17 protein-coding genes are annotated in these 20,079 nt (G+C 44.2%); 4 read left to right on the plus strand and 13 right to left on the minus strand.

Annotated elements, in window-relative coordinates; all coding sequences use genetic code 11:
• Positions 1 to 10: 10 nt before the first annotated feature.
• The 3 genes from QL898_RS00365 to QL898_RS00375 all read right to left on the minus strand — a co-directional run bounded on the left by QL898_RS00365 (position 11) and on the right by QL898_RS00375 (position 4,687).
• On the minus strand, positions 11 to 1,453 hold the full coding sequence (locus QL898_RS00365) for an APC family permease (RefSeq protein WP_290175428.1): 1,443 nt from the start codon (positions 1,451 to 1,453) through the stop codon (positions 11 to 13).
• A gap of 309 nt (positions 1,454 to 1,762) precedes the next feature.
• Entirely contained in the window at positions 1,763 to 3,022 is a 1,260-nt protein-coding gene (gene gabT / locus QL898_RS00370; protein WP_290175429.1) for a 4-aminobutyrate--2-oxoglutarate transaminase, read from the minus strand.
• Between the two features lie 201 nt (positions 3,023 to 3,223).
• Entirely contained in the window at positions 3,224 to 4,687 is a 1,464-nt protein-coding gene (locus tag QL898_RS00375) for an NAD-dependent succinate-semialdehyde dehydrogenase (RefSeq protein ID WP_290175430.1), read from the minus strand.
• A gap of 220 nt (positions 4,688 to 4,907) precedes the next feature.
• On the opposite strand from QL898_RS00375, the gene QL898_RS00380 reads away from it, so the two are divergent.
• Complete coding sequence (locus tag QL898_RS00380) at positions 4,908 to 5,678, plus strand: IclR family transcriptional regulator (RefSeq protein WP_290175431.1); 771 nt, start codon at positions 4,908 to 4,910, stop codon at positions 5,676 to 5,678.
• A gap of 53 nt (positions 5,679 to 5,731) precedes the next feature.
• Here the strand turns inward: QL898_RS00380 and QL898_RS00385 are convergent, their stop codons facing one another.
• Positions 5,732 to 6,922, minus strand: a complete 1,191-nt coding sequence (locus QL898_RS00385; protein ID WP_057762530.1) for a CaiB/BaiF CoA-transferase family protein — start codon at positions 6,920 to 6,922, stop codon at positions 5,732 to 5,734.
• A gap of 213 nt (positions 6,923 to 7,135) precedes the next feature.
• Positions 7,136 to 8,320, minus strand: coding sequence for an acyl-CoA dehydrogenase (locus tag QL898_RS00390; protein WP_290175432.1), 1,185 nt, complete (start codon positions 8,318 to 8,320; stop codon positions 7,136 to 7,138).
• Between the two features lie 176 nt (positions 8,321 to 8,496).
• Between QL898_RS00390 and QL898_RS00395 the strand changes: the two genes are divergently transcribed.
• On the plus strand, positions 8,497 to 9,324 hold the full coding sequence (locus QL898_RS00395; RefSeq protein WP_290175433.1) for a helix-turn-helix domain-containing protein: 828 nt from the start codon (positions 8,497 to 8,499) through the stop codon (positions 9,322 to 9,324).
• A 73-nt stretch (positions 9,325 to 9,397) separates the two neighbouring features.
• Here the strand turns inward: QL898_RS00395 and QL898_RS00400 are convergent, their stop codons facing one another.
• Genes QL898_RS00400 through QL898_RS00410 form a run of 3 tightly spaced genes read right to left on the minus strand, consistent with a single transcriptional unit; the run spans position 9,398 to position 11,556 of the window.
• Entirely contained in the window at positions 9,398 to 10,390 is a 993-nt protein-coding gene (locus tag QL898_RS00400; protein ID WP_290175434.1) for a hypothetical protein, read from the minus strand.
• Between the two features lie 35 nt (positions 10,391 to 10,425).
• A complete protein-coding gene (locus QL898_RS00405) occupies positions 10,426 to 11,247 on the minus strand; it encodes a hypothetical protein (protein ID WP_290175435.1) in 822 nt (273 codons plus the stop codon).
• An 18-nt stretch (positions 11,248 to 11,265) separates the two neighbouring features.
• Positions 11,266 to 11,556, minus strand: coding sequence for a hypothetical protein (locus tag QL898_RS00410; RefSeq protein WP_290175436.1), 291 nt, complete (start codon positions 11,554 to 11,556; stop codon positions 11,266 to 11,268).
• 176 nt (positions 11,557 to 11,732) lie between these two features.
• Between QL898_RS00410 and QL898_RS00415 the strand changes: the two genes are divergently transcribed.
• The gene (locus QL898_RS00415; RefSeq protein WP_290175437.1) at positions 11,733 to 13,547 is read left to right on the plus strand and encodes an FMN-binding glutamate synthase family protein; all 1,815 of its coding nucleotides are present in this window, start codon (positions 11,733 to 11,735) and stop codon (positions 13,545 to 13,547) included.
• Positions 13,548 to 13,652: 105 nt separating this feature from the next.
• On the plus strand, positions 13,653 to 14,465 hold the full coding sequence (locus QL898_RS00420; protein WP_290175438.1) for a phosphodiester glycosidase family protein: 813 nt from the start codon (positions 13,653 to 13,655) through the stop codon (positions 14,463 to 14,465).
• 233 nt (positions 14,466 to 14,698) lie between these two features.
• Here the strand turns inward: QL898_RS00420 and QL898_RS00425 are convergent, their stop codons facing one another.
• From QL898_RS00425 to QL898_RS00445, 5 genes are all read right to left on the minus strand, one after another.
• A complete protein-coding gene (locus QL898_RS00425; protein WP_290175439.1) occupies positions 14,699 to 15,916 on the minus strand; it encodes a globin domain-containing protein in 1,218 nt (405 codons plus the stop codon).
• A gap of 311 nt (positions 15,917 to 16,227) precedes the next feature.
• Positions 16,228 to 17,451, minus strand: a complete 1,224-nt coding sequence (locus tag QL898_RS00430) for a VWA domain-containing protein (protein ID WP_102093651.1) — start codon at positions 17,449 to 17,451, stop codon at positions 16,228 to 16,230.
• A 153-nt stretch (positions 17,452 to 17,604) separates the two neighbouring features.
• Positions 17,605 to 18,468: a MoxR family ATPase gene (locus tag QL898_RS00435; protein ID WP_101205695.1), complete on the minus strand. Its 864-nt coding sequence runs from the start codon at positions 18,466 to 18,468 to the stop codon at positions 17,605 to 17,607.
• Positions 18,469 to 18,767: 299 nt separating this feature from the next.
• Positions 18,768 to 19,364 (minus strand): hypothetical protein, encoded by a 597-nt coding sequence (locus QL898_RS00440; RefSeq protein WP_290175440.1) that lies wholly within the window; start codon positions 19,362 to 19,364, stop codon positions 18,768 to 18,770.
• Between the two features lie 261 nt (positions 19,365 to 19,625).
• Complete coding sequence (locus QL898_RS00445; protein WP_057760762.1) at positions 19,626 to 19,946, minus strand: YcgL domain-containing protein; 321 nt, start codon at positions 19,944 to 19,946, stop codon at positions 19,626 to 19,628.
• Positions 19,947 to 20,079 lie beyond the last annotated feature (133 nt).

Consider the following 20,079-nt stretch of genomic DNA (forward strand, 5'->3'; position numbering starts at 1 on the left):
ATAAGTAAGTCTACTTTTTATATGGATTTTCTTTTAACCATTGTTGATTAACAATTTTGAGCTCATGTAGCTCATGATCCATAATCTCTTTACTTTTACCAGGATTCTTCATTGATGCATAGCCATACATTGCGCCGCCAAGAACCGTCCAACCAAGGAATATCCACCACTCGATAGGAACAAGGGCTGATGGCATGCCCGGTAGGTAAAGCGCCAACATACCGAGACTTAAGATAATAGTGATAATACCAACCAACTTACCTGCTGGTACTCTAAACGGACGTACCATATCAGGCTCACGGTAGCGCAGCACTAAGAATGAAAGAGCCACACAAGTATAAGCAATAACGATACCGAACCCACCAGCATCTACAATCCATACCAACATTTTGCGACCAAACAATGGCGCGAGTGTCGCGAGACCACCAATCAACAAGATCGCATTGACTGGGGTGTTATACTTAGGATGCAGCTTGCACAAAAACTGCGGCAACATGTGCGTTTTGCCCATAGCATATAGCAGACGACTACCACCAATAAGAAACGCGTTCCAGCTCGATAAAATACCTAGCACGCCGCCAATAACTAGCAAGGTGCCTGCCCACTTACCATTCCAAGCATTGGTCATCGCATCAGCCGTTGCCAATGTTGAGTCTTGTGCTTGTAATAGCGGTAAAGTCTTACCCACACTCCAAGCGACTGCTACATACCACAGCACCGCGATAATAATAGAAACGATCAAAAACTTACCGATGTTCGGACGAGATAGATTGATTTCTTCTGCAGCTTGAGGAATGACATCGAAGCCAACGAACAAGAACGGTACCATTACCATCACCGTCATGATGCCACCCATACCACCAATAAAGTTAGGCGCTTGTACGGTATTAGAGGTCTCAGGACTAAACATCAATGCCCCAACGAACAGCAGTATACCTACACAGAAAATACCCACGACTGCCAGCTTTTGAAACCAAGCACTGACTTCCATACCGCGTATGTTCAGCCAAGTAACAATCACTGAACCGAGCATCCCGACGCCTACCCAAGTGGCGTAAACATCCCAGCCAGCGATATTCCAAAGATACCCTTGGCTATAATTGGGAATAATGTATTCGACGACGGTGGGCAGTGCCACGGCTTCGAACGCAACGACTGAGAAGTAACCGAACAAAATACTCCATGAGCAAATAAAGGAGACATTGACCCCTAGTGCTCGGTGGGTATAGGTATGCTCACCGCCAGTAATTGGCATAGAGGCCGCAAGTTCAGCATACGTCACACCAATCAATACGACGACTAGACCGCCTATCAAAAAGGCGCTAATTGCGCCCCATATACCTGCCGAGATGATCCAACTACCTGCCAGTACAACCCAGCCCCAACCGACCATTGCACCGAATGCCAGTGCAATGATATCGAACACCCCTAGCGACTTTTTTAATTCAGACATAACCTACTCCTTGTCTGTGTTTCATCCGTGTGAGCCTGTTACAGCTACACTATTTTTGTTTCATGGGATCATACCCATCATGTTTGTTGGGTCTGTCGCGTCGCCGAAAAACTTGTATTTGCCGTCGGTATAGTATGCAAACAGCAAATACAAAAACGGCGTCTTGACTTGCAAGGCGCCGTTAAAAAACTCACTCAAAGCGAGTGTCATAAGGGCAACCTTGCCGTTATCTTCACTATAACTTTTCAATCAAAATCAATGTTTGATTAAAAGCGATCCATCGCTAAATTTTATGACACTCGATAACTATTAAGCTGCAAGGATACCTTTAATGATATCAAGACCTTCTTGTAGCACGTCGTCTTCAACTGTTAATGGCACCATCACACGAATAGCATTGCCATACATACCACAAGACGCTAGTAGTAGGCCTTGCTCAAATGCTTTTGCTTTTAAGTTGGCTGCTGCTGCTGCATCAGGTTTGCCTTCGCTATCAATTAGCTCAAACGCTAGCATCGCGCCTTTATGACGGATATGACCGATACTGCTTAGGTTCAAGCCTTTTAAGAACGCGGCGATGGTATCACCAATCACAACACTACGCTCAAGTAAATTCTCTTCCTCGATCACTTCCATGACTGCAAGCGCCGCCACACAAGCAAGTGGGTTACCAGAGTAAGTACCGCCCAAGCCACCGACTTGCGGCGCATCCATAATGTCAGCACGGCCAATGACCGCAGAGATAGGATAACCACCCGCCAAACTCTTCGCAGCAGTCATTAGATCAGGCTCAACGCCTAGCTGTTCAGTGGCGAACAACGTACCGGTTCTCGCAAAACCACACTGTACTTCGTCAAAAATAAGCACGATGCCATGCTCATCACAAATCTCACGCAACGCTTTAGCAAATGAAGGCGTTACTTGATGGAAACCACCCTCGCCTTGGACTGGCTCAACGATCATTGCAGCCACTTCACTAGGATCGATATCTGCTTGGAAAATCATGTCAAGGCTATGTAGCGCTTGCGCTTCTGTTACGTTCAACTCTTCTGCAGGGAACAACGCATGGAATACAGGTCCTGGCATCGGGCCAAAATTCTTTTTGTATGGTAGTACTTTGCCAGTTAGGCTCATACACATCATGGTACGACCATGCCAGCCACCAACAAAAGAAATCACGCCTGGACGACGGGTTTTAGCACGAGCAATCTTGATGCAGTTTTCAACCGCTTCTGCGCCAGTGGTCAAAAAGAATGCTTTAGTATCGCCGCTGATAGGTGCTTTTTCGCACAGCTTTTCAGCCAGATCCACGTAGCATTCGTAGTTAATCATTTGCGCCGCAGTATGCGTAAATTTGTCTAGCTGCTCATGCACACGTTGGGTAATTTTTGGATGGCTATGACCCGTGTTCAATACTGAGATGCCACCGACAAAGTCGATATAGCGCTTGCCTTCGATGTCCCAGATTTCTGAGTTCTTTGCTTTTTCTGCAAAGATAGGAAAGGCAACCCCAAGTCCTGTTGGTAAAACAGCTTTGCGGCGCTCAAGTAATGATTGATTGGTAGTCATGGGAATGTCCTTTTCTTTGTTCGTAACATAAGTGCCATCTAGAGATTGGCGGTTTATTTGATTTCTGTCTTTGTACTCAATAGATATCAAATGGTGTTTATTTGAGCTAAAACACCACAGATATCCAAAAATTTTCGCTAGTTGATGCGTTGCTAATTGTTACTTTGCTAACCATTAAGCCAACTCGTTAGGTTATGGCTATTAGGTGATATCAGAGCACCAGTACTTGGTCGTAATATAGTCTTCGATACCATATTTTGAGCCTTCACGGCCAAAACCAGACTGCTTCACGCCGCCAAACGGGGCAACTTCTGTAGAAATTAGACCAGTATTATGGCCGATGATGCCGTACTCCAGCCCTTCAGTAACGCGCCATGAGCGAGCATAGTCGCTACTATAAAAGTAAGCGGCCAAGCCATAAATCGTATCGTTAGCAGCACGGATAACTTCTGCTTCGTCTTTGAAAGTAAAGATGGTTGCAATCGGTCCGAAGATTTCTTCAGAGGCGATGTCCATATCACTGCTAATATCTGTAATAACCGTTGGGTTATAAGTCAGTTCTGATGCGTCATTGACACTACCACCAGTGACCAGTTTTGCGCCTTTATCCAGAGCATCTTTTAGCAAGGCTTGAACTTTATCTAAGGCTTTTTTGTTGATAAGCGGGCCAATATCGACGCCTTCTTCTAAGCCGTTACCTACTTTTAATTCAGCGACTTTTTTGACAAAAACATCTAAGAATTTATCTTTAATGCTGTCTTGAACGTATACTCGGTTGGCGCAGACACAAGTCTGACCAGCATTACGATATTTAGAAGCGATTAAACCAGCAGCGGCTTTCTCTAGATCGGCATCATCAAAGACGATAAATGGCGCATTGCCACCCAACTCTAACGATAGCTTCTTAATAGTTGGCGCGCATTGTGCCATCAGCGTACGGCCTACTTCTGTAGAGCCTGTGAATGATAGTTTATGGATGCGTGCATCACCCGTTAGGATGTCACCGATGACAGAAGACTTACCGGTTACGATCTGAATGACGCCAGCTGGTATACCCGCTTGTTCTGCCAATACACCTAGTGCCAATGCAGAGTATGGTGTCTCGGTAGCAGGTTTGACGATAATCGTACAGCCTGCTGCTAGTGCAGGAGCAACTTTGCGCGTGATCATCGCAGCTGGGAAGTTCCAAGGCGTGATAGCAGCACAAACACCGACTGGCTGCTTAAGAACGACATGACGTAGCTGTGTGCTATTAGCAGGAATCACATCACCATAGACGCGCTTGCCTTCTTCGGCAAACCAACGGATAAAGCTGTTGGCATAACCTACTTCACCACGTGATTCAGTCAGCGGTTTACCTTGCTCAGCGGTCATAATGATGGCCAAATCTTCTTTATTGGCATCGATTAGATCAGCCCACTTTTGCAATAACTCTGCACGCTCTTTGGCTGTTTTTGCTGCCCAGTCTGCTTGGACATCATGAGCATAAGCAACGGCTTCGTTAACATCTTCTGTGGTGAGACTTGGTACAGTACCAATGAGCTCACCATTAAAAGGGTTGTTGACATCGAGCGAAGATTCATCACTAGCAGCATGCCAGCCGTCTTTGATGAAGCAAGATTGTTTGAGTAAATCTGGATTTGATAACTGCAGCGCGTGTGACATGTTGACGCTCCTTGTCATATAGGGTTTATTTATAAGAATGGATACATTGGTAAGTCGTAAATAATTATTGATAATTCATTACTTGTTCAATATACTGAACACGTATTCTATATACGAGACGTCATTATAAGAACGATATGACGCGATTTGCAACCCTTAATCTCATTATTTTAAAAATTATCTTGTACTTCTTTCTTTTATTTCACTTTATAGGTTATTTATGAGCTCGACTGCCGTACCTGCGCTAGACAAAACGTTTCAGATTTTGGACTTGATTACTGATAGTTCACAGCCTCTGACCGCAGCTCATATCGCTAAGGAACTGGGGCTACCTCGCAGCTCTACTCACAACATATTGCAAAGTCTATTGACCAAACATGTCATTTACAAAGACCCTGAAAGTCGCTTTCATTTGGGTTCATATTTGATGTATTGGGCTGGGAAATATGAGCAGCAGCAAGGCGTCACCCAGTTGTTTAAAGATTTGATTGTGCAGTATCCGGTGCTCCTTCAGCACACGGTTACCTTATCCAAACTGGATTTAGGAGAGGTGGTATTTTTGGCATGCCATGAGTCGCCTGCTCCGCTTGGCTTTACCTTTCGTGCAGGTGTTCGTGTGCCCGCCGTGTTTTCTGCAACTGGCAAGGCTATGCTATCCACGTTATCTATGGACAACATCAAATCGTTATATAAAAATGAGTTTCCGACACCTATGACCCAGCATGGGGTCAAGAATTTTACGGATTTATCCGCTGAGCTTGTAGCGACTCAAAAAAGTAGGTTGTCACTCGATGATGGACAGTTGCGCGATGGGATGTATTGCTTGGGCACTTATATCCGTAATGCATCAGGCAATGCGGTCGCTGGTATGGCAGTAAGTTTTTTACAAGGAGAGTATGAGTCTAAACGGGCTGAGGTCAGTGCGGTATTGATTGAATTGGCGGAGCAAATCGAGCAGCATTTAGGCTTCAATCCTAACGCTGAAAGATAGCGTTAGGATTGAATATCGGTGCAGGTCTAAAAAATATAATCTAAAAAATTCTGCTAAACAATTCCATCGGCTTTTAGCTTAGCGATCATCTCACTGTCATAACCCAAATCAGTAAGCGTACTATCAGTATGCTCGCTTAACTGCGGTGGCGGCGTACGATAGCTGACTGGTGATGCGGATAACTTGATAGGGTTACCAAGTGCGCGTACTGGACTGCCTTGCTCGGTGAAATTAACGATCATCTCACGTGCTTGCGCTTGCGGCATGGCCAAGGCTTCAGCCACATTATGAATCGCACCGCATGGAATCCCTGCTTGATCTAAAACCTCTAGCCAATAGGTACGTGGCTGCTTGGCAAAATGTTTAGTCAACTCACCGCACAGCAGTTCGCGGTTGGCAACGCGTTGTGGATTGGTCGCGAAGCGCTCATCGGTATGCCAATCAACTGCAAGCACCTCACACAGTTTGGCAAATTGACTGTCGTTACCACAGGCTAAAATAAAATGCTGCTCGCCCTCGCCCGCAAATACTTGATACGGCACGATATTAGGATGCTGATTGCCCAGTCTTGGCGGTATCTTATCGGATGCCAAATGATTCATACCGACATTGGCCAGCATGGCGAGCGCACTGTCGAGCAACGCTACATCGACATGTTGACCAACACCCGTATTTTGACGTGCCAGCAGTGCCGCTTGAATACCAATCGTTAGCTGCAAACCTGCAAACAAATCGACGACTGCCACGCCAACTTTATGCGGTTCGCCATCGCTTGGACCCGTGATACTCATCAGACCTGACAGACCTTGGATAATATAATCGTAACCAGGGCGTTTGGCATCGGGACCTGACTGCCCAAACCCTGTCAATGACGCATAAATCAGACGCGGATTGTCTTGTTTTAAGCTGTCATAATCCAAGCCGTATTTTTTCAGACCACCGACTTTAAAGTTTTCGACCAAAATATCACTCTCAGCAATTAGCTGCTTAATGATGTCTTGTCCTTTAGCCGTAGTGATATCTACCGTCAGTGATTTTTTATTGCGGTTAATCGTAGCGTAATAAGCGGAGGTATCATCGCTGAATGTCGGCGGTGCCCAATGACGCGTTTCATCACCGATATGCGGACGCTCAACCTTGATGACTTCGGCACCAAGATCAGCAAGTACTTGTGTACAAGAAGGCCCTGCCAGCACTCTCGATAAATCAAGCACCTTAATACCATGCAATGCGCCCTCTGGCATATTAGCTATATCAGTCATGAGATTCCCTTACTCTGTCGCGTATTTTTTGACTTTTAATCATAAAATTGTTCTTCAGGATGTAATTACAAAGTAGTTAAATCATGAAGAACAATTGAAAAACGTACGCTACCGTTAATGCTCTTTTAATAAAAAGCTAAGCAGCAACGTACGTTATAAAATACAGTTGTACCAAAAACTATTAGCTAAAAACGCTTAGAAGAACGCTTGAATGCCTGTCTGGGCACGGCCTAGGATAAGCGCATGAATATCATGTGTACCCTCGTAAGTGTTGACGGCTTCCAAGTTCATCACGTGACGGATGACATGGAATTCGTCAGAGATACCGTTACCGCCATGCATATCACGAGCGATGCGAGCGATATCAAGCGCCTTGCCGCAGTTATTACGCTTGATAAGTGAGATCATTTCAGGTGCTGCATTGTCTTCGTCCATCAAACGACCGACACGTAGCGCTGCTTGTAGACCTAAGGTAATTTCTGTCTGCATATTGGCAAGCTTCAACTGTACCAGCTGCGTTGCGGCAAGCGGACGACCAAACTGCTTACGATCGAGCGTGTACTGACGAGCCGCTTTCCAGCAGAATTCAGCCGCTCCCATCGAACCCCAAGCGATACCATAACGGGCTTTATTCAAGCAGCCAAATGGTCCTTTTAGGCCACGGATATCTGGGAAAGCATTGGCTTCAGGAACGAATACTTTGTCCATGACAATCTCACCCGTGACTGATGCACGTAATGAGAACTTACCTTCGATTTTCGGCGCAGATAATCCTTTCATGCCTTTGTCTAAAACAAAACCGCGAATCTCGCCAGCATCATCTTTTGCCCACACGACAAATACGTCTGCGATAGGACTGTTGGTGATCCACATTTTATTGCCAGTCAACTCATAACCGCCATCCACAGCGCGTGCACGAGTCGACATCGATGAAGGATCAGATCCTGAATCTGGCTCAGTCAGACCGAAGCAGCCTACATACTCACCTGTGGCAAGCTTTGGTAAATAACGCTCTCTTTGCTCTTCTGTGCCATACGCCCAAATAGGATGCATAACCAAGCTTGACTGTACGCTCATCGCTGAACGGTAGCCCGAATCAACAGCTTCCACTTCCTTGGCAATCAGACCATAGGCGACACTTGATAGACCAGCACAGCCATAGCCTTCAATCGTGACACCAAGCAGACCCATTTCACCCATTTGACGCATGATATTACGATCGAAATTCTCATTGCGATTGGCCTCGATAATGCCAGGCATCAACTCTTTTTGAAAAAACTGACGCGCGCTGTCGGTGACCATACGCTCTTCTTCAGTGAGCTGATCACGTAGTAAAAAAGGATCTTCCCAATCAAAACGTGGGCTAGTAGATGTTGCCATGTGGATCTCCTTGGTATCAGTCGTCCTGACTGACGAATAGTGATTGATACAACAGTTGGTCTAACAAGTCATTGACTTCGTTATTCCGCTGTGCGAAACTTAGTTTCATAATTTAAAACCATTTAACCAAACTTTCGCTGCGCTGTAAACCTTTATCAAAAAAAGATGAGTATAAAATGACGAAACCCTTATCAACAGCTACTCCGCTACTCGAACGCATGCATGCAACGATGAGTCAAAACAAGGAAGAGAATGACCGACAGTTTGTGACGGCATTGGGACGGGGACTGATTATACTGGCAGCTTTCGAGCACCATGAGCGGCTCACCCATCAACAGCTATGTCAGATGACAGATCTCCCAAAAGCAACCATTACCCGTCTTATCCATACCTTAACTACGCTTGGGTTTTTACGTGTCACTGAGCACGGACAATATCAATTGGGCAGTAGTGCTGTACGTCTCAGTGCGACCGCATGGAGTCGCCACGATATGGTTGCAGCGGCTGAGCCTTTACTGCGACAATTTGCTAGTGAGAATGAAGTATCGGTGAATTTGGCAACTGAAGTCGAAGGAGAAATGCGCTATCACGCCTGCTGCCGTAGTCCTGCTCGCCTATCGGTCAATTTACAGGTTGGCTCCGCTGTACCTGTCGCACGCACTGCTATTGGACGTGCTTTTTATACGGTAAGTACGCAAGCGAGACAGGCGGTCATCATTAATAATCTCCAAGAGAATTTATCTGTTGAGGAATTCGACCATGCGCAAACCGCCCTAGCCAGCGCGGCAGAGCATTATGAAAAGTATGGCTATACCGTGTCTGATGGGGAATTTTCTACCGACATATTGGCAGTCGCGGTTGGTGTATATGATGTCGCCATTGGACAATACGCGTATTCGCTCAATGCCAGTGTACCAAGTGCTAACTGGGAAGTGGATGACTATGCGGCGATGATAGTGCCAAAATTGCAGGCGTTGGCGGAGCGGATTGGTGGTGGGGTTTAAAACAGTAATATGGTGAAGATATAAGCCTTCTAGCCAGTCATAATTTTTCTATTGATATAAACTAAAGAGCTGGTTAATTGGCTGGCTCTTTAGCGTCTAATACCCAAACGGCATCGTGTCCAACAAAATACGTATGATGGTCCGCCACTTCTATGTTATAGACATAGTCTTCATAAGGATTGGGGCAGACATCGTTATAGCGTCGCATCTGCTCATGGATACTTTCTTCTGTTAATCCCATTGAATCGCCATACTTTTTGATACTGGCTAAAGCTTTTTTGAATAAACCTTCATCACCAATTCTATTTTCTTTGATTATTTTTCCCTCAAAGATTAGAGGTGAGTGCATCTCTCTTACAAACCTTTCTGCACTATGTGTCTTAGGCGCTATGTCTTGACGTAATCTTACATTCAATGTTTTATAAAGATCAGGGTCTATAATAAAGGGTGCCTTTTCATTGATGAGCAACTTGGCATCAGAAGTTTGCAGATTGACAGTTTTGATTTCTTCTTTGAACGCTTCTTCTGTATTGGCTAAACTGACAAACTGGTAGCCATCATCCGTAAATTTCACAAACTGAACCAGACCGTTTGTCTTCCATAAGTCATGTTCCTCAATACTTTGAGTATAAGCTGTACCTTCAGGGAAGTTCGGTAAGGTGCGTACAGGGATAAACGAGTAATCATCAAGTGCAATCGTATCACCATGAGCAGACGTTAGATATCCAGCTGGTAAACGCTCCGCCGACAGCCATTCACCTTCCGTATCTTCAGGCTGGCGAGTTACCCAAAATGGGTGGTTGCTGGTACATAAGATATAGTTTCTACCCTTCTCACCTTGCTTGGCTACCGTTTCGTTAAAGTATTCAACTTTAAAGATTCTTTCCTTTTTCGGGGATGTAAACGTACTTATGACAGGCTTATATTCTATGTCACCGCTACCATCTTCAGGCTTGGAGAGTACAGGCTTTGATAAAATTAAGTCACCTACTTTAATATCTTGAATCGGTACTAAACCTTTATCCGTATGGATAAGCGTGCCTGCGACAAACCCTGTATTGTTCATCAATTTTCCTTTTACTGTTTTTATTATTGATGCAATTAGTTATTTGAACTGGCATCATGTGCCCATAGTCCTGCTTGATCAATAAAATAGGTATGATTGTCTGCCACCTCAAAGTTATAGACGGTTGTGTTATAAGGGATAGGCGCGCCTTGATCATTCGTTAGATGATTTAGTATTCGTGGATTACCTTCTTTATCTAGGATACCAATATCAAAGTAACCATGTCGCTGATAATAGCTAATATCATTAACATAGCCTATACCTTTATATTCTGCCTTACTATAGTCGAGCATGTGCGCTTCGGCATCTTGTACATAATCATCATAATAGTCTTCGTGATAATGCTTTTGATACCAAGAATAGTTTGGATTACTCTCCAAATCTTCATGAGCGATTTGATAGGTAGGTTGCACACGCTCAACGGTATACATTACGCCATCGGCATTCACAGCAATCTCATACTGTTGTAGTTCGTCCACACGTTTAAAGTGAGGCTGATCATAGAACTCAATGTCCGCCTGTGGATTTTCCATGGCTCCGACTACCCAAACAGGGTGATTGGGCGTCGCTAGAAAATCACTGAAGCGACTAGCTGACTTGTATGTTTGATAATCAATCATCTCGCGATCTTTATCAAACTTCTCAATATTTTTCTCTAAACGCACGATCCACATCTCTTTGTCTTCATGCACAAAGGTCATGACCACAGGCTTATACTCTATGTCACCGCTACCATCTTCAGGCTTGGAGAGTACAGGCTTTGATAACATGAGGTCGCCCGCTTTAATATACTGAATCGGCACTAGACCTCTATCCGTATGGACTAGCGTTCCTGCTGCAAATCCTGCATTGTTCATGTCTTATCCTTTTTAATATTATCGTTTTAACCCATCAAACCTCAGCCCAAACTTTAGCAGATACTTACGCAGTCGGTCGCTGTCGTTATTGCTTTTCAGCTGAGTTCTGGAGTTGGCGTACAGATAGCGCCCAGCCGCCGCTTGGTTTTTATGGTTGATACAAACCTCAATCACATATGCCAATTGCACTGCATCAAACGGATCAATAGTTGTCAGCATGTCTTCATCGAGATATTGGCGTAAAATATTATGGCTACCCTGCTCGATGGTTTTGCTGTTTAAAGTAACATATGGGCTATTTTTAATCACTTTATTGCATATACTGTCATTACTTATTTATGCAACCGAACTAATGCCGCTCCTAATGAAAGTGATTTTGGCAAGCTGTTACCCATTGATACCGACGTAATGACGTCATGCGTGTATGATGTACGCGACAAATGTAAGCATCTTATTTATATCAATCATTACTATTGAGCCTCGCTATGCCTGAATCTCGTACCAACCTAAACCCTGAACCCAAAACCAGCTCGCCGTATTTTATCGGATTATTACTTCGCTATAGCACGTTCGGCGCGGCGATTTTAATTCTATTAGCGGGTTTATTATTGGTAAGTTGGTGGCTGATTGTGATTGGTGGTTTGGCGGTGGCACTTGGTATATATGATTTGATTCAGTCTAAGCATGCCATATTGAGCAACTACCCTGTCGCTGGACATATTCGCTATGTGTTGGAAGACTTTCGCCCTGAGATTCGCCAGTACTTGCTTGAGGACGATAAAGAACAAGTGCCGTTTTCACGCCAGCAGCGCGCACTAGTCTATCAGCGTGCTAAGAACGTCAGTGACACCAATGCCTTTGGTACGTTGGATAATCTATATACTCATGGCAAAGAGTGGTTTTTGCAATCCACCATCAGTGCACCACTAGAGAACAAAGATTTTCGTATCATGGTCGGCGGTGAGCGTTGTCAGCAGCCGCACGATATGTCGGTATTCAATATCTCCGCGATGAGCTTTGGTAGCCTATCAGCAAACGCTATCATGGCACTCAATCAGGGCGCAAAACTCGGCGGCTTTACTCACGATACGGGCGAAGGCGCAATCAGTCCTTATCATCGTAAGTTCGGTGGGGATCTGATTTGGGAGTTGGGTACGGGTTATTTTGGTTGCCGTGATAATGATGGTAACTTTGATCCACAGTCTTTCGCTGAAAAGGCCGTTGATCCGCAAGTTAAAATGATTGAAATCAAGCTTTCACAAGGTGCTAAGCCTGGTAAAGGTGGTGTCCTACCCTCTAGCAAAATCACGCAAGAGATTGCAGACACACGTCAAGTACCTACGGGTCAAGACTGTATCTCACCCTCTTCGCATACCGCATTTAGCACCCCGCGCGAGTTGGTCGCCTTTTGGCAGCAGCTACGTGATTTATCAGGCGGCAAGCCAGTTGGCTTTAAGCTATGTATTGGTCAGCCATGGCAGTTTATGGCGATTGTCAAAGCGATGATAGAGACGGATAACTATCCTGATTTTATCGTTATCGATGGTGCAGAAGGCGGCACAGGTGCAGCGCCCGTCGAGTTTATGGACAATGTCGGCATGCCAATGGTCGAAGGGTTTTTATTGGTTCATAATACTTTAGTCGGTGCAGGTATTCGTGACAAAATTAAGCTTGGCGTCAGTGGCAAGATAGTCTCAGGCTTTGATATCGCGCGCATGATTGCGCTAGGTGCCGACTGGTGCAACTCAGCACGTGGCTTCATGTTTGCCGTCGGCTGCATTCAGTCGCGCTCTTGTCATACCAACACTTGCCCGACGGGTGTGGCAACCCAAGATCCTTACCGTCAAAAGGCGCTCGACGTCCCTAGTAAGGCTGAGCGTGTTGCAAGTTTCCACAAAAACACGCTAAAATCGCTTGCCAGTATCGTAGGCGCGGTCGGTTTACAGCATCCTAGCCAATTACAGCCGTATCATATCGCACGCCGCTTAGACGATGGGCAGATTAAGCTGTTATCCAAGTTTTTCTATTTTGCTGATAAAGGCGCATTACTCGATCATAGTGCTCGTGCCGACGTATTTAATCAGATGTGGGTCATGGCAAACCCTGATAGCTTCTTAGCCAATAATGACGCACTCATTGCTTATAACAAAGACTCGCGTGATAAGGGCAAGGAAACTGGCGCGCCAACAGAACAAAGCGCTGGATATAATTCTGAGCATTTGACCAACCTCACCGATGGTGGGCGATTAATTGGTAATGTGAATAACACAATCCGCGACTTCCCGCCTGCTAGCGACTGATTCAGCGCCTAAATCGTTGTACTTAAAAAATAGTAATGAAAGTGTAATTAAGCAGTAGATAGCAACCAAACTTAAATAATTTGTACATTAAAAGACGCGTGATTGATGCCAAGTTCTATTTTTACCTTATCCCTACCAACGATAGTGCTTGCGCTAGGCCTTAGTGCCTGCCAGCAGACAAATACCAATGCGGCTAGCAGCGATACCGATAGCTGGTCATGTCAGACTGAAGACACACCTTTTACTTATAGCGTTTGCCGAGTGGATGCTACCGCGTTAGCGAGCGAGCGTTATTCATTACAACTGTTTTGGCAATCCTCTGATAACAATAAGCCTCTGCTAACCTTTGATACGTTATTGGCCACATTACCGAACCATGAGAGTCTCAACTTTGCGATGAATGCAGGCATGTATAATGAAAACTATGCGCCGATTGGATATACCGTCATCGAAGGCAAAGAACTCAAATCGCTAAATGTAAGAGAAGGTGGCGGTAATTTTCATCTATTACCTAATGGGGTTATGTGGTGGGACAAAGCTGGCAACGTGCAAATCACCGAAAGTAATGCGTTAAATGAGCAGCTAAACAATGGTGATGTGCAGCCTTGGTATGCGACGCAATCGGGTCCTATGTTGGTCATCAATGACGAGATACACCCACAGTTCAATCCTGATAGCAGCTCAATCAAACTGCGTAATGGTGCAGGCGTTTGCCGTGATGGCAGTATACAGCTCGTTAATAGCGATGAGCCTGTGACTTTTTATCAGTTTGCAGAGCTATTTAAGGATGAGCTGGGTTGTTCAAACGCGCTGTTTCTAGACGGTGGTATTGCCTCAGCATTGTATGCGCCTAGTATCGATAAGCAGGATAAAAAAGAGATGGGCGTCATGATTGGATTGGTTGAAAATAAAGATTAATACGTCTTTATATCTTTAGGTTAATCTCTTTCTTCTCATAGTATGTTGTATAAAAAAGCACTTAGCGTGATTATTCCATGCTAAGTGCTTTTTTATAAACATTTATTTTGAATATTATAGTCAAAGAACTCTAAAATGGGTACAAGGCAGCCGACTGTAGATTGTACAATTAGTACATCTAAGGAGGGTAACGCCGTAGCGGTTTATTAGTTCACCGACTATATGTTAAAAACTTAACCACCCAAGCTCATCTTAGGGCCAAACGGTTCGTAGTGGACGCTATCGACACCATGATCTAATGCTACTAACCCATCAATCATGCTCTCCATAAATAGCATCGAGCCGCACACATAGACATCGGCAGGCTTAGGCAAGGTAGCAAGCCATGTTTCATCTAATATCTGCCCAGACTCAAAGTAGAATATATGCTTTTCTACGTTCTCAGCCTTAGCAAGCAATGCCTCTACCTGATCAGAAAAAGCATGATGAGCGACATTTTGACATGCATAAACCCAAATAATAGGTCGTTTAGGATTGGCTAATACTTGCGCTTCTAGCATAGACAGTACAGGCGTAACCCCGACTCCTGCACTCATCAACACCAATGGAATCTCATTCTGATGTACCAAATCTTGATTGAGCGCAAAGTCACCAGCTGGCGCTGATAATAAAACCGTATCACCGACTTCTAGTTGATCATGCATATAGTTAGAAACCAGCCCATGATGCGCATTACGGTTGTCACGTCGAACCGCAAACTGAATGCCCGTATCGGTACTAGCAGAGTACAAAGAATAATGGCGCAAGGCTATATGGTCGCTGTCTTTTGGGTCTGTTTTTACTGTGATATATTGACCAGCAGTTAAGGTTAACTTGCTTAAATCAACCTCTTGAGTGTTTGCTGAATCATTGCCTGTTTTGTTCTCACTCTTATCGACTGGTACCACGGTAAAGGCTGCGATATCTGTAGCGACTGCTTCTTTTTTAGTGACCTTAAACGGTGCAAACCCCTGCCACATTGCTTCTTCATACATGCCATGTTCAATTTGGATAAACACGGAGGCAATTTCATCATAAGCTTCTGTCCAAGCGTCAATAATGTCATCGGTAGCCGCCTCACCCAATACTTCTTTTATCGCCCCAATTAAATGCTTGCCGACGATAGGATAATGCTCAGGCAATATCTGTAACGCTCTATGCTTATGGCTAATCTGAGTCACTTGCGGTAATAACATAGCCAGTTTGTTCAAGTGCTTGGCAGCGGCTAATACTGTCGTCGCTAGCGCCGTCTGCTGTCTTCCCAATTTTTGATTGGTCTCATTAAAAATATCTAACAGCTTAGGATGCTCGTTAAACATATTTCTATAAAACACAGTGGTAATCGCAACGCCATGCTCTTCGAGTACAGGAACAGTTGCGGTGACGATTTCTAACGTTTTTGGTGAGGCCATGTTGTTTCTCTTAGTCATTAACTTCATTGATAAATTGAGATGTTAAAAATAATCCGTCTAAACTAGCAATAATGAGCAGACCTTTTTAAAATGGTCATCAAAATTTTTAGCAAACCAACTCGAAAGATTTATAACATTCATTTTAAATGAATGTTAACACACTTTATTAGACATACCAATATACAATCAATATTGAGTTCATTTTCATCGATGAAAAAACAGCCGCTATGTTGTCATAACGGCTGTTGTTATAGGGATTTAAGCTGTGTTAACAGACTTTATTTATTCATCAATCAGGCTTAATATCAAAATTACCGTGCCATATATTGAGTCATTTCTTCAACACCATGTAACGTCATCGGATACATCTTATTTTCAAACAGTTTTTTAATTTCAACGATGGTTTGCGTATATTGCCAATACGATGGGTTTTCAGGATTGAGCCAAGTTACTTTATCAAAATGCTCCAGTACGCGTTTCAACCATACGATGCCCGCTTCATTATTCATATACTCTACGCTGCCGCCTACTGTCATCAGTTCATAAGGTGACATCGATGCATCACCGACGAAGATGACACGATACTCACGGCCATATTTATTGAGTAGCTCAAACGTTGGCATCGGCGCACTATGACGACGATTATTGTCCTTCCACACATAGTCATACAAACAGTTATGAAAATAAAAGAACTCTAAGGTTTTAAATTCATTTTTTGCCGCAGAAAACAGTTTTTCGAGCGCTTCGACATGGATATCCATACTGCCGCCCACATCAAACAACATCAACACTTTGACACGGTTACGGCGCTCTGCCTGCATATGTATATCGAGCACCCCCTTTTTTGCCGTACGCTTAATCGTCTCATGAATATCTAGCTCGTCAGCACTGCCTGTCCGCGCAAACTGGCGCAGATTGCGTAGCGCCATCTGAATTTGGCGAGTACCGAGCTGATTATCATCATCGAGATTGCGATATTTACGCTGCTCCCAGACTTTTGCTGCGCTACGTTTGCGCGACTCACCGCCAACACGCACGCCTTCTGGATGGTCACCATAAGCACCAAATGGTGAAGTGCCGCCTGTGCCTACCCATTTACTACCACCTTGATGACGCTCTTTTTGCTCTTTTAACCGTTCCTCTAACGCCTTCATCAGCTCTTCAAGCGAGCCGTACTTTTTCAGTAGGCGTCTTTGCTCTTCGGTCAGATTTTTGGGATCGAGCTTCAGATCCAGCCACTCTTTGGGCACATCTGTTAGCTTGGCCAACAGCTCATCCATATCGAGACTATCGACACCTTCAAAATAATCTGCCATGGCCCGATCGAACTTATCAAAATGGCGCTCATCTTTGACCATGCACAGTCGAATCAGCCGATACATATCTTCGCGGCTGGCAAAAGTAGTCAGTGCTGGATCTTCAGGATGCGTCTGCATCATCAGCCCTTTATCTAACGCGGCATTGAGATCGAGCAGCTCGCGCGTACTGACTGGCACGCCGTAAGTACGCAAGGTATAGAATAGTTTGATAAACATAAGAGTCGTATCACTTATTGGCTGATATTATTATCTGGTGGTATTGCTGATATCATTAATTGTTACAGTCACAGGTTGAGCGCTTGCATTGACCTTCATAATAGACATCCGATGTCGGACACAAGATATTAAAGTCAACGCAAGCGGCAAACATTAACGACGCATCATATTGGCAAAACGCTGTAATAAACTCACATCTGCCTCGTTCTTGAGCAACGCACCATATAGTGGCGGGATAGATTTCTCGCCGCGTAGATTTTCTTCTAATTCGTCCTGAGCCATATCATCAGCAAGTAACAAAGTTAACCAGTCGACTAACTCAGACGTTGATGGCGGCTTTTTAAGACCTTGAATACCACGCAGTTTATAGAAGATATCCAATGCATCATTGACCAGTTTTTCCTGAATATCCGGAAAATGCACTTCGATGATTTGGCGCATGGTTTCTTCTTCTGGGAAGTCAATATAGTGGAAGAAACAACGACGCAAAAATGCATCTGGTAGCTCTTTTTCATTGTTTGAAGTAATAATAACTACTGGACGCTGCGCCGCTGTAATAGTCTCACCCGTCTCATAAACATAAAAAGACATCTTATCAAGCTCATGTAGCAAGTCATTTGGGAACTCGATATCGGCTTTATCAATCTCATCAATTAGCAGTACGCTACGCTCTGTACTGGTAAAAGCGTCCCACAGCTTGCCCGGCTTAATATAGTTGGCAATATCATAGACCTTATCATCACCCAACTGTGAATCGCGCAGGCGTGATACCGCATCATACTCATACAGTCCTTGCTCCGCTTTAGTCGTCGATTTGACATGCCAAGTAATCAGTGGCATACCCAAACTCTCAGCAACTTCTTCGGCAAGCAACGTCTTACCTGTGCCAGGCTCACCTTTGATCAGCAATGGCTTTTGTAAGGTCATGGCGGCATTTACGGCCAGTTGCAAATCGTCGGTAGCAATATAACTACTGGTACCAGTAAAGTTTTTCTTAGTATTGTCAGCTGTGGTCATAATCAGATCTCGATTGTTGTTATAGATAAGTTGTTATAAATGGATAGGTCTAAAACATGAATGAGTAATAAAGGATAAATTAGTAAAGAATAAATTAGATTAGCACAGCCTGATGCATTGCCAAAATACTCATGCGTTCGCATTTATTAACAATTGTTATGTGCAGTTCATAGTGAGCAATTATTCATTTGACTACTAAACAATCTGGCATAAAAAAAGACACGCAGCGGTGTCTTTTTATTCGAGTATCAAATAACTTTTAAGACAGTAATTTTGTCTCAACGCCTAGCTTATTTTTATCACTTGTCAGATGTATCGCTATTCGTTTTCTTAGCCAACGTACTGTCTTTTTTTAAGCTTACATTAGTGTCAGGCTGTTCGGTTACGGTAGCGCCTTCTGGCAAATAACTGCCTGTGGTCATTTGTAACGTGGCCTGCGTATCTTCTGCACTGCGGCTACGGGCTTTGTCCAAACTTGATGCAAATGCGCTGCGTATCAACTGCCATACAAAACCAACGAACAACCCTGCGACCAGTATCACCAATATTGGCAACATATTGGCAACTGCACCTGCATAATCTTTCATCATCACAGCATAGACGACGCTAATACTGGCTGGTGCAAGCTCGCTAGGATCGCCAAGCGCTGTACCTGGTGCTAGTAATACTGCAAACAGAACCATCCAGCTCATACCGCCCAATGGTTTCGGCAGTACACGAGCAACGAGTATCCATAGCACTAGTACCAGAACAGCACCGCCCAGATAAGCATACATCGGCAAATCAGCGGGCGGGACATCCTTTACCATTTGGCCCCACCAAATGGCAATCTCACCGAGAATGTCACTGATAGACTCTAGCGGTAAGCTATGTAAGATATTTTTTAACCAGTCCATGCGTGTTTATTTACCTGCGTTTATCGCCGGTGACACAATCTGTGTCTAGCGGTATATGTGCGTTCTGTAGAACCAGAATGAGGCCAACTACATAATGGACTTATGCATTATGTAGGCTTATATCTGCATTGCATAGGGTGTCAGTTTATCACGACTCTCTACTCAAATGCATGTGAGCAAGTGTGTCGTAGGTTTTTATCGACACTGTTTTTAAGGTAGCATACTGATATGTCCTACCACACTTACTCGCTAACAAATCTATTAATTGTAGATGCTGTCCTGTGATTCACGAGCGCGCAGCTCTGCTTGGCGGCGCATCACGTCTTGCGGCGGCAACTGCACAAAGTAGCCTTGAGACTGTAGTTTTGCCAGTACTTCTTCTTTGTCGACACGAGCGAGCTTATCTTTAGTTGATAAGTCCAAATGCATGACGAACTTACTACGACCTAAACCTGCACGGAAATCTTTTGGTAATACACCAAGCCAGTCTTTGATTTCATCAGTATCATCAGGATAATCAGGACGCGCAATGTAGATATACATGTCGTCGTGTTTGGGAAATTTATAAATATCGCAATGCATAAAAACCACCTATCAGAAACTATGGGCGTAGGTTAGCATATTTCAGGCAAATACCAGTAGTCGCTTTGCGTTTTGCTATCGTAATTTTTGTCAAAATACACAGATAAAACGCTGATATGTGCAATAAAAATAT

This window comes from Psychrobacter sp. APC 3279 (assembly GCF_030407795.1).
Taxonomy (GTDB): domain Bacteria; phylum Pseudomonadota; class Gammaproteobacteria; order Pseudomonadales; family Moraxellaceae; genus Psychrobacter.

What these genes read in the sequence shown, in the direction of transcription:
- QL898_RS00445 (WP_057760762.1), bottom strand. Translation starts at nt 19,946, where the DNA reads ATGCATTGCGATATTTATAAATTTCCCAAACACGACGACATGTATATC.
- QL898_RS00415 (WP_290175437.1), top strand. Translation starts at nt 11,733, where the DNA reads ATGCCTGAATCTCGTACCAACCTAAACCCTGAACCCAAAACCAGCTCG.
- QL898_RS00440 (WP_290175440.1), bottom strand. Translation starts at nt 19,364, where the DNA reads ATGGACTGGTTAAAAAATATCTTACATAGCTTACCGCTAGAGTCTATC.
- QL898_RS00380 (WP_290175431.1), top strand. Translation starts at nt 4,908, where the DNA reads ATGAGCTCGACTGCCGTACCTGCGCTAGACAAAACGTTTCAGATTTTG.
- QL898_RS00420 (WP_290175438.1), top strand. Translation starts at nt 13,653, where the DNA reads ATGCCAAGTTCTATTTTTACCTTATCCCTACCAACGATAGTGCTTGCG.
- QL898_RS00430 (WP_102093651.1), bottom strand. Translation starts at nt 17,451, where the DNA reads ATGTTTATCAAACTATTCTATACCTTGCGTACTTACGGCGTGCCAGTC.
- QL898_RS00400 (WP_290175434.1), bottom strand. Translation starts at nt 10,390, where the DNA reads ATGAACAATACAGGGTTTGTCGCAGGCACGCTTATCCATACGGATAAA.
- QL898_RS00365 (WP_290175428.1), bottom strand. Translation starts at nt 1,453, where the DNA reads ATGTCTGAATTAAAAAAGTCGCTAGGGGTGTTCGATATCATTGCACTG.
- QL898_RS00425 (WP_290175439.1), bottom strand. Translation starts at nt 15,916, where the DNA reads ATGGCCTCACCAAAAACGTTAGAAATCGTCACCGCAACTGTTCCTGTA.
- QL898_RS00435 (WP_101205695.1), bottom strand. Translation starts at nt 18,468, where the DNA reads ATGACCACAGCTGACAATACTAAGAAAAACTTTACTGGTACCAGTAGT.
- gabT (WP_290175429.1), bottom strand. Translation starts at nt 3,022, where the DNA reads ATGACTACCAATCAATCATTACTTGAGCGCCGCAAAGCTGTTTTACCA.
- QL898_RS00390 (WP_290175432.1), bottom strand. Translation starts at nt 8,320, where the DNA reads ATGGCAACATCTACTAGCCCACGTTTTGATTGGGAAGATCCTTTTTTA.
- QL898_RS00395 (WP_290175433.1), top strand. Translation starts at nt 8,497, where the DNA reads ATGACGAAACCCTTATCAACAGCTACTCCGCTACTCGAACGCATGCAT.
- QL898_RS00375 (WP_290175430.1), bottom strand. Translation starts at nt 4,687, where the DNA reads ATGTCACACGCGCTGCAGTTATCAAATCCAGATTTACTCAAACAATCT.
- QL898_RS00385 (WP_057762530.1), bottom strand. Translation starts at nt 6,922, where the DNA reads ATGCCAGAGGGCGCATTGCATGGTATTAAGGTGCTTGATTTATCGAGA.
- QL898_RS00405 (WP_290175435.1), bottom strand. Translation starts at nt 11,247, where the DNA reads ATGAACAATGCAGGATTTGCAGCAGGAACGCTAGTCCATACGGATAGA.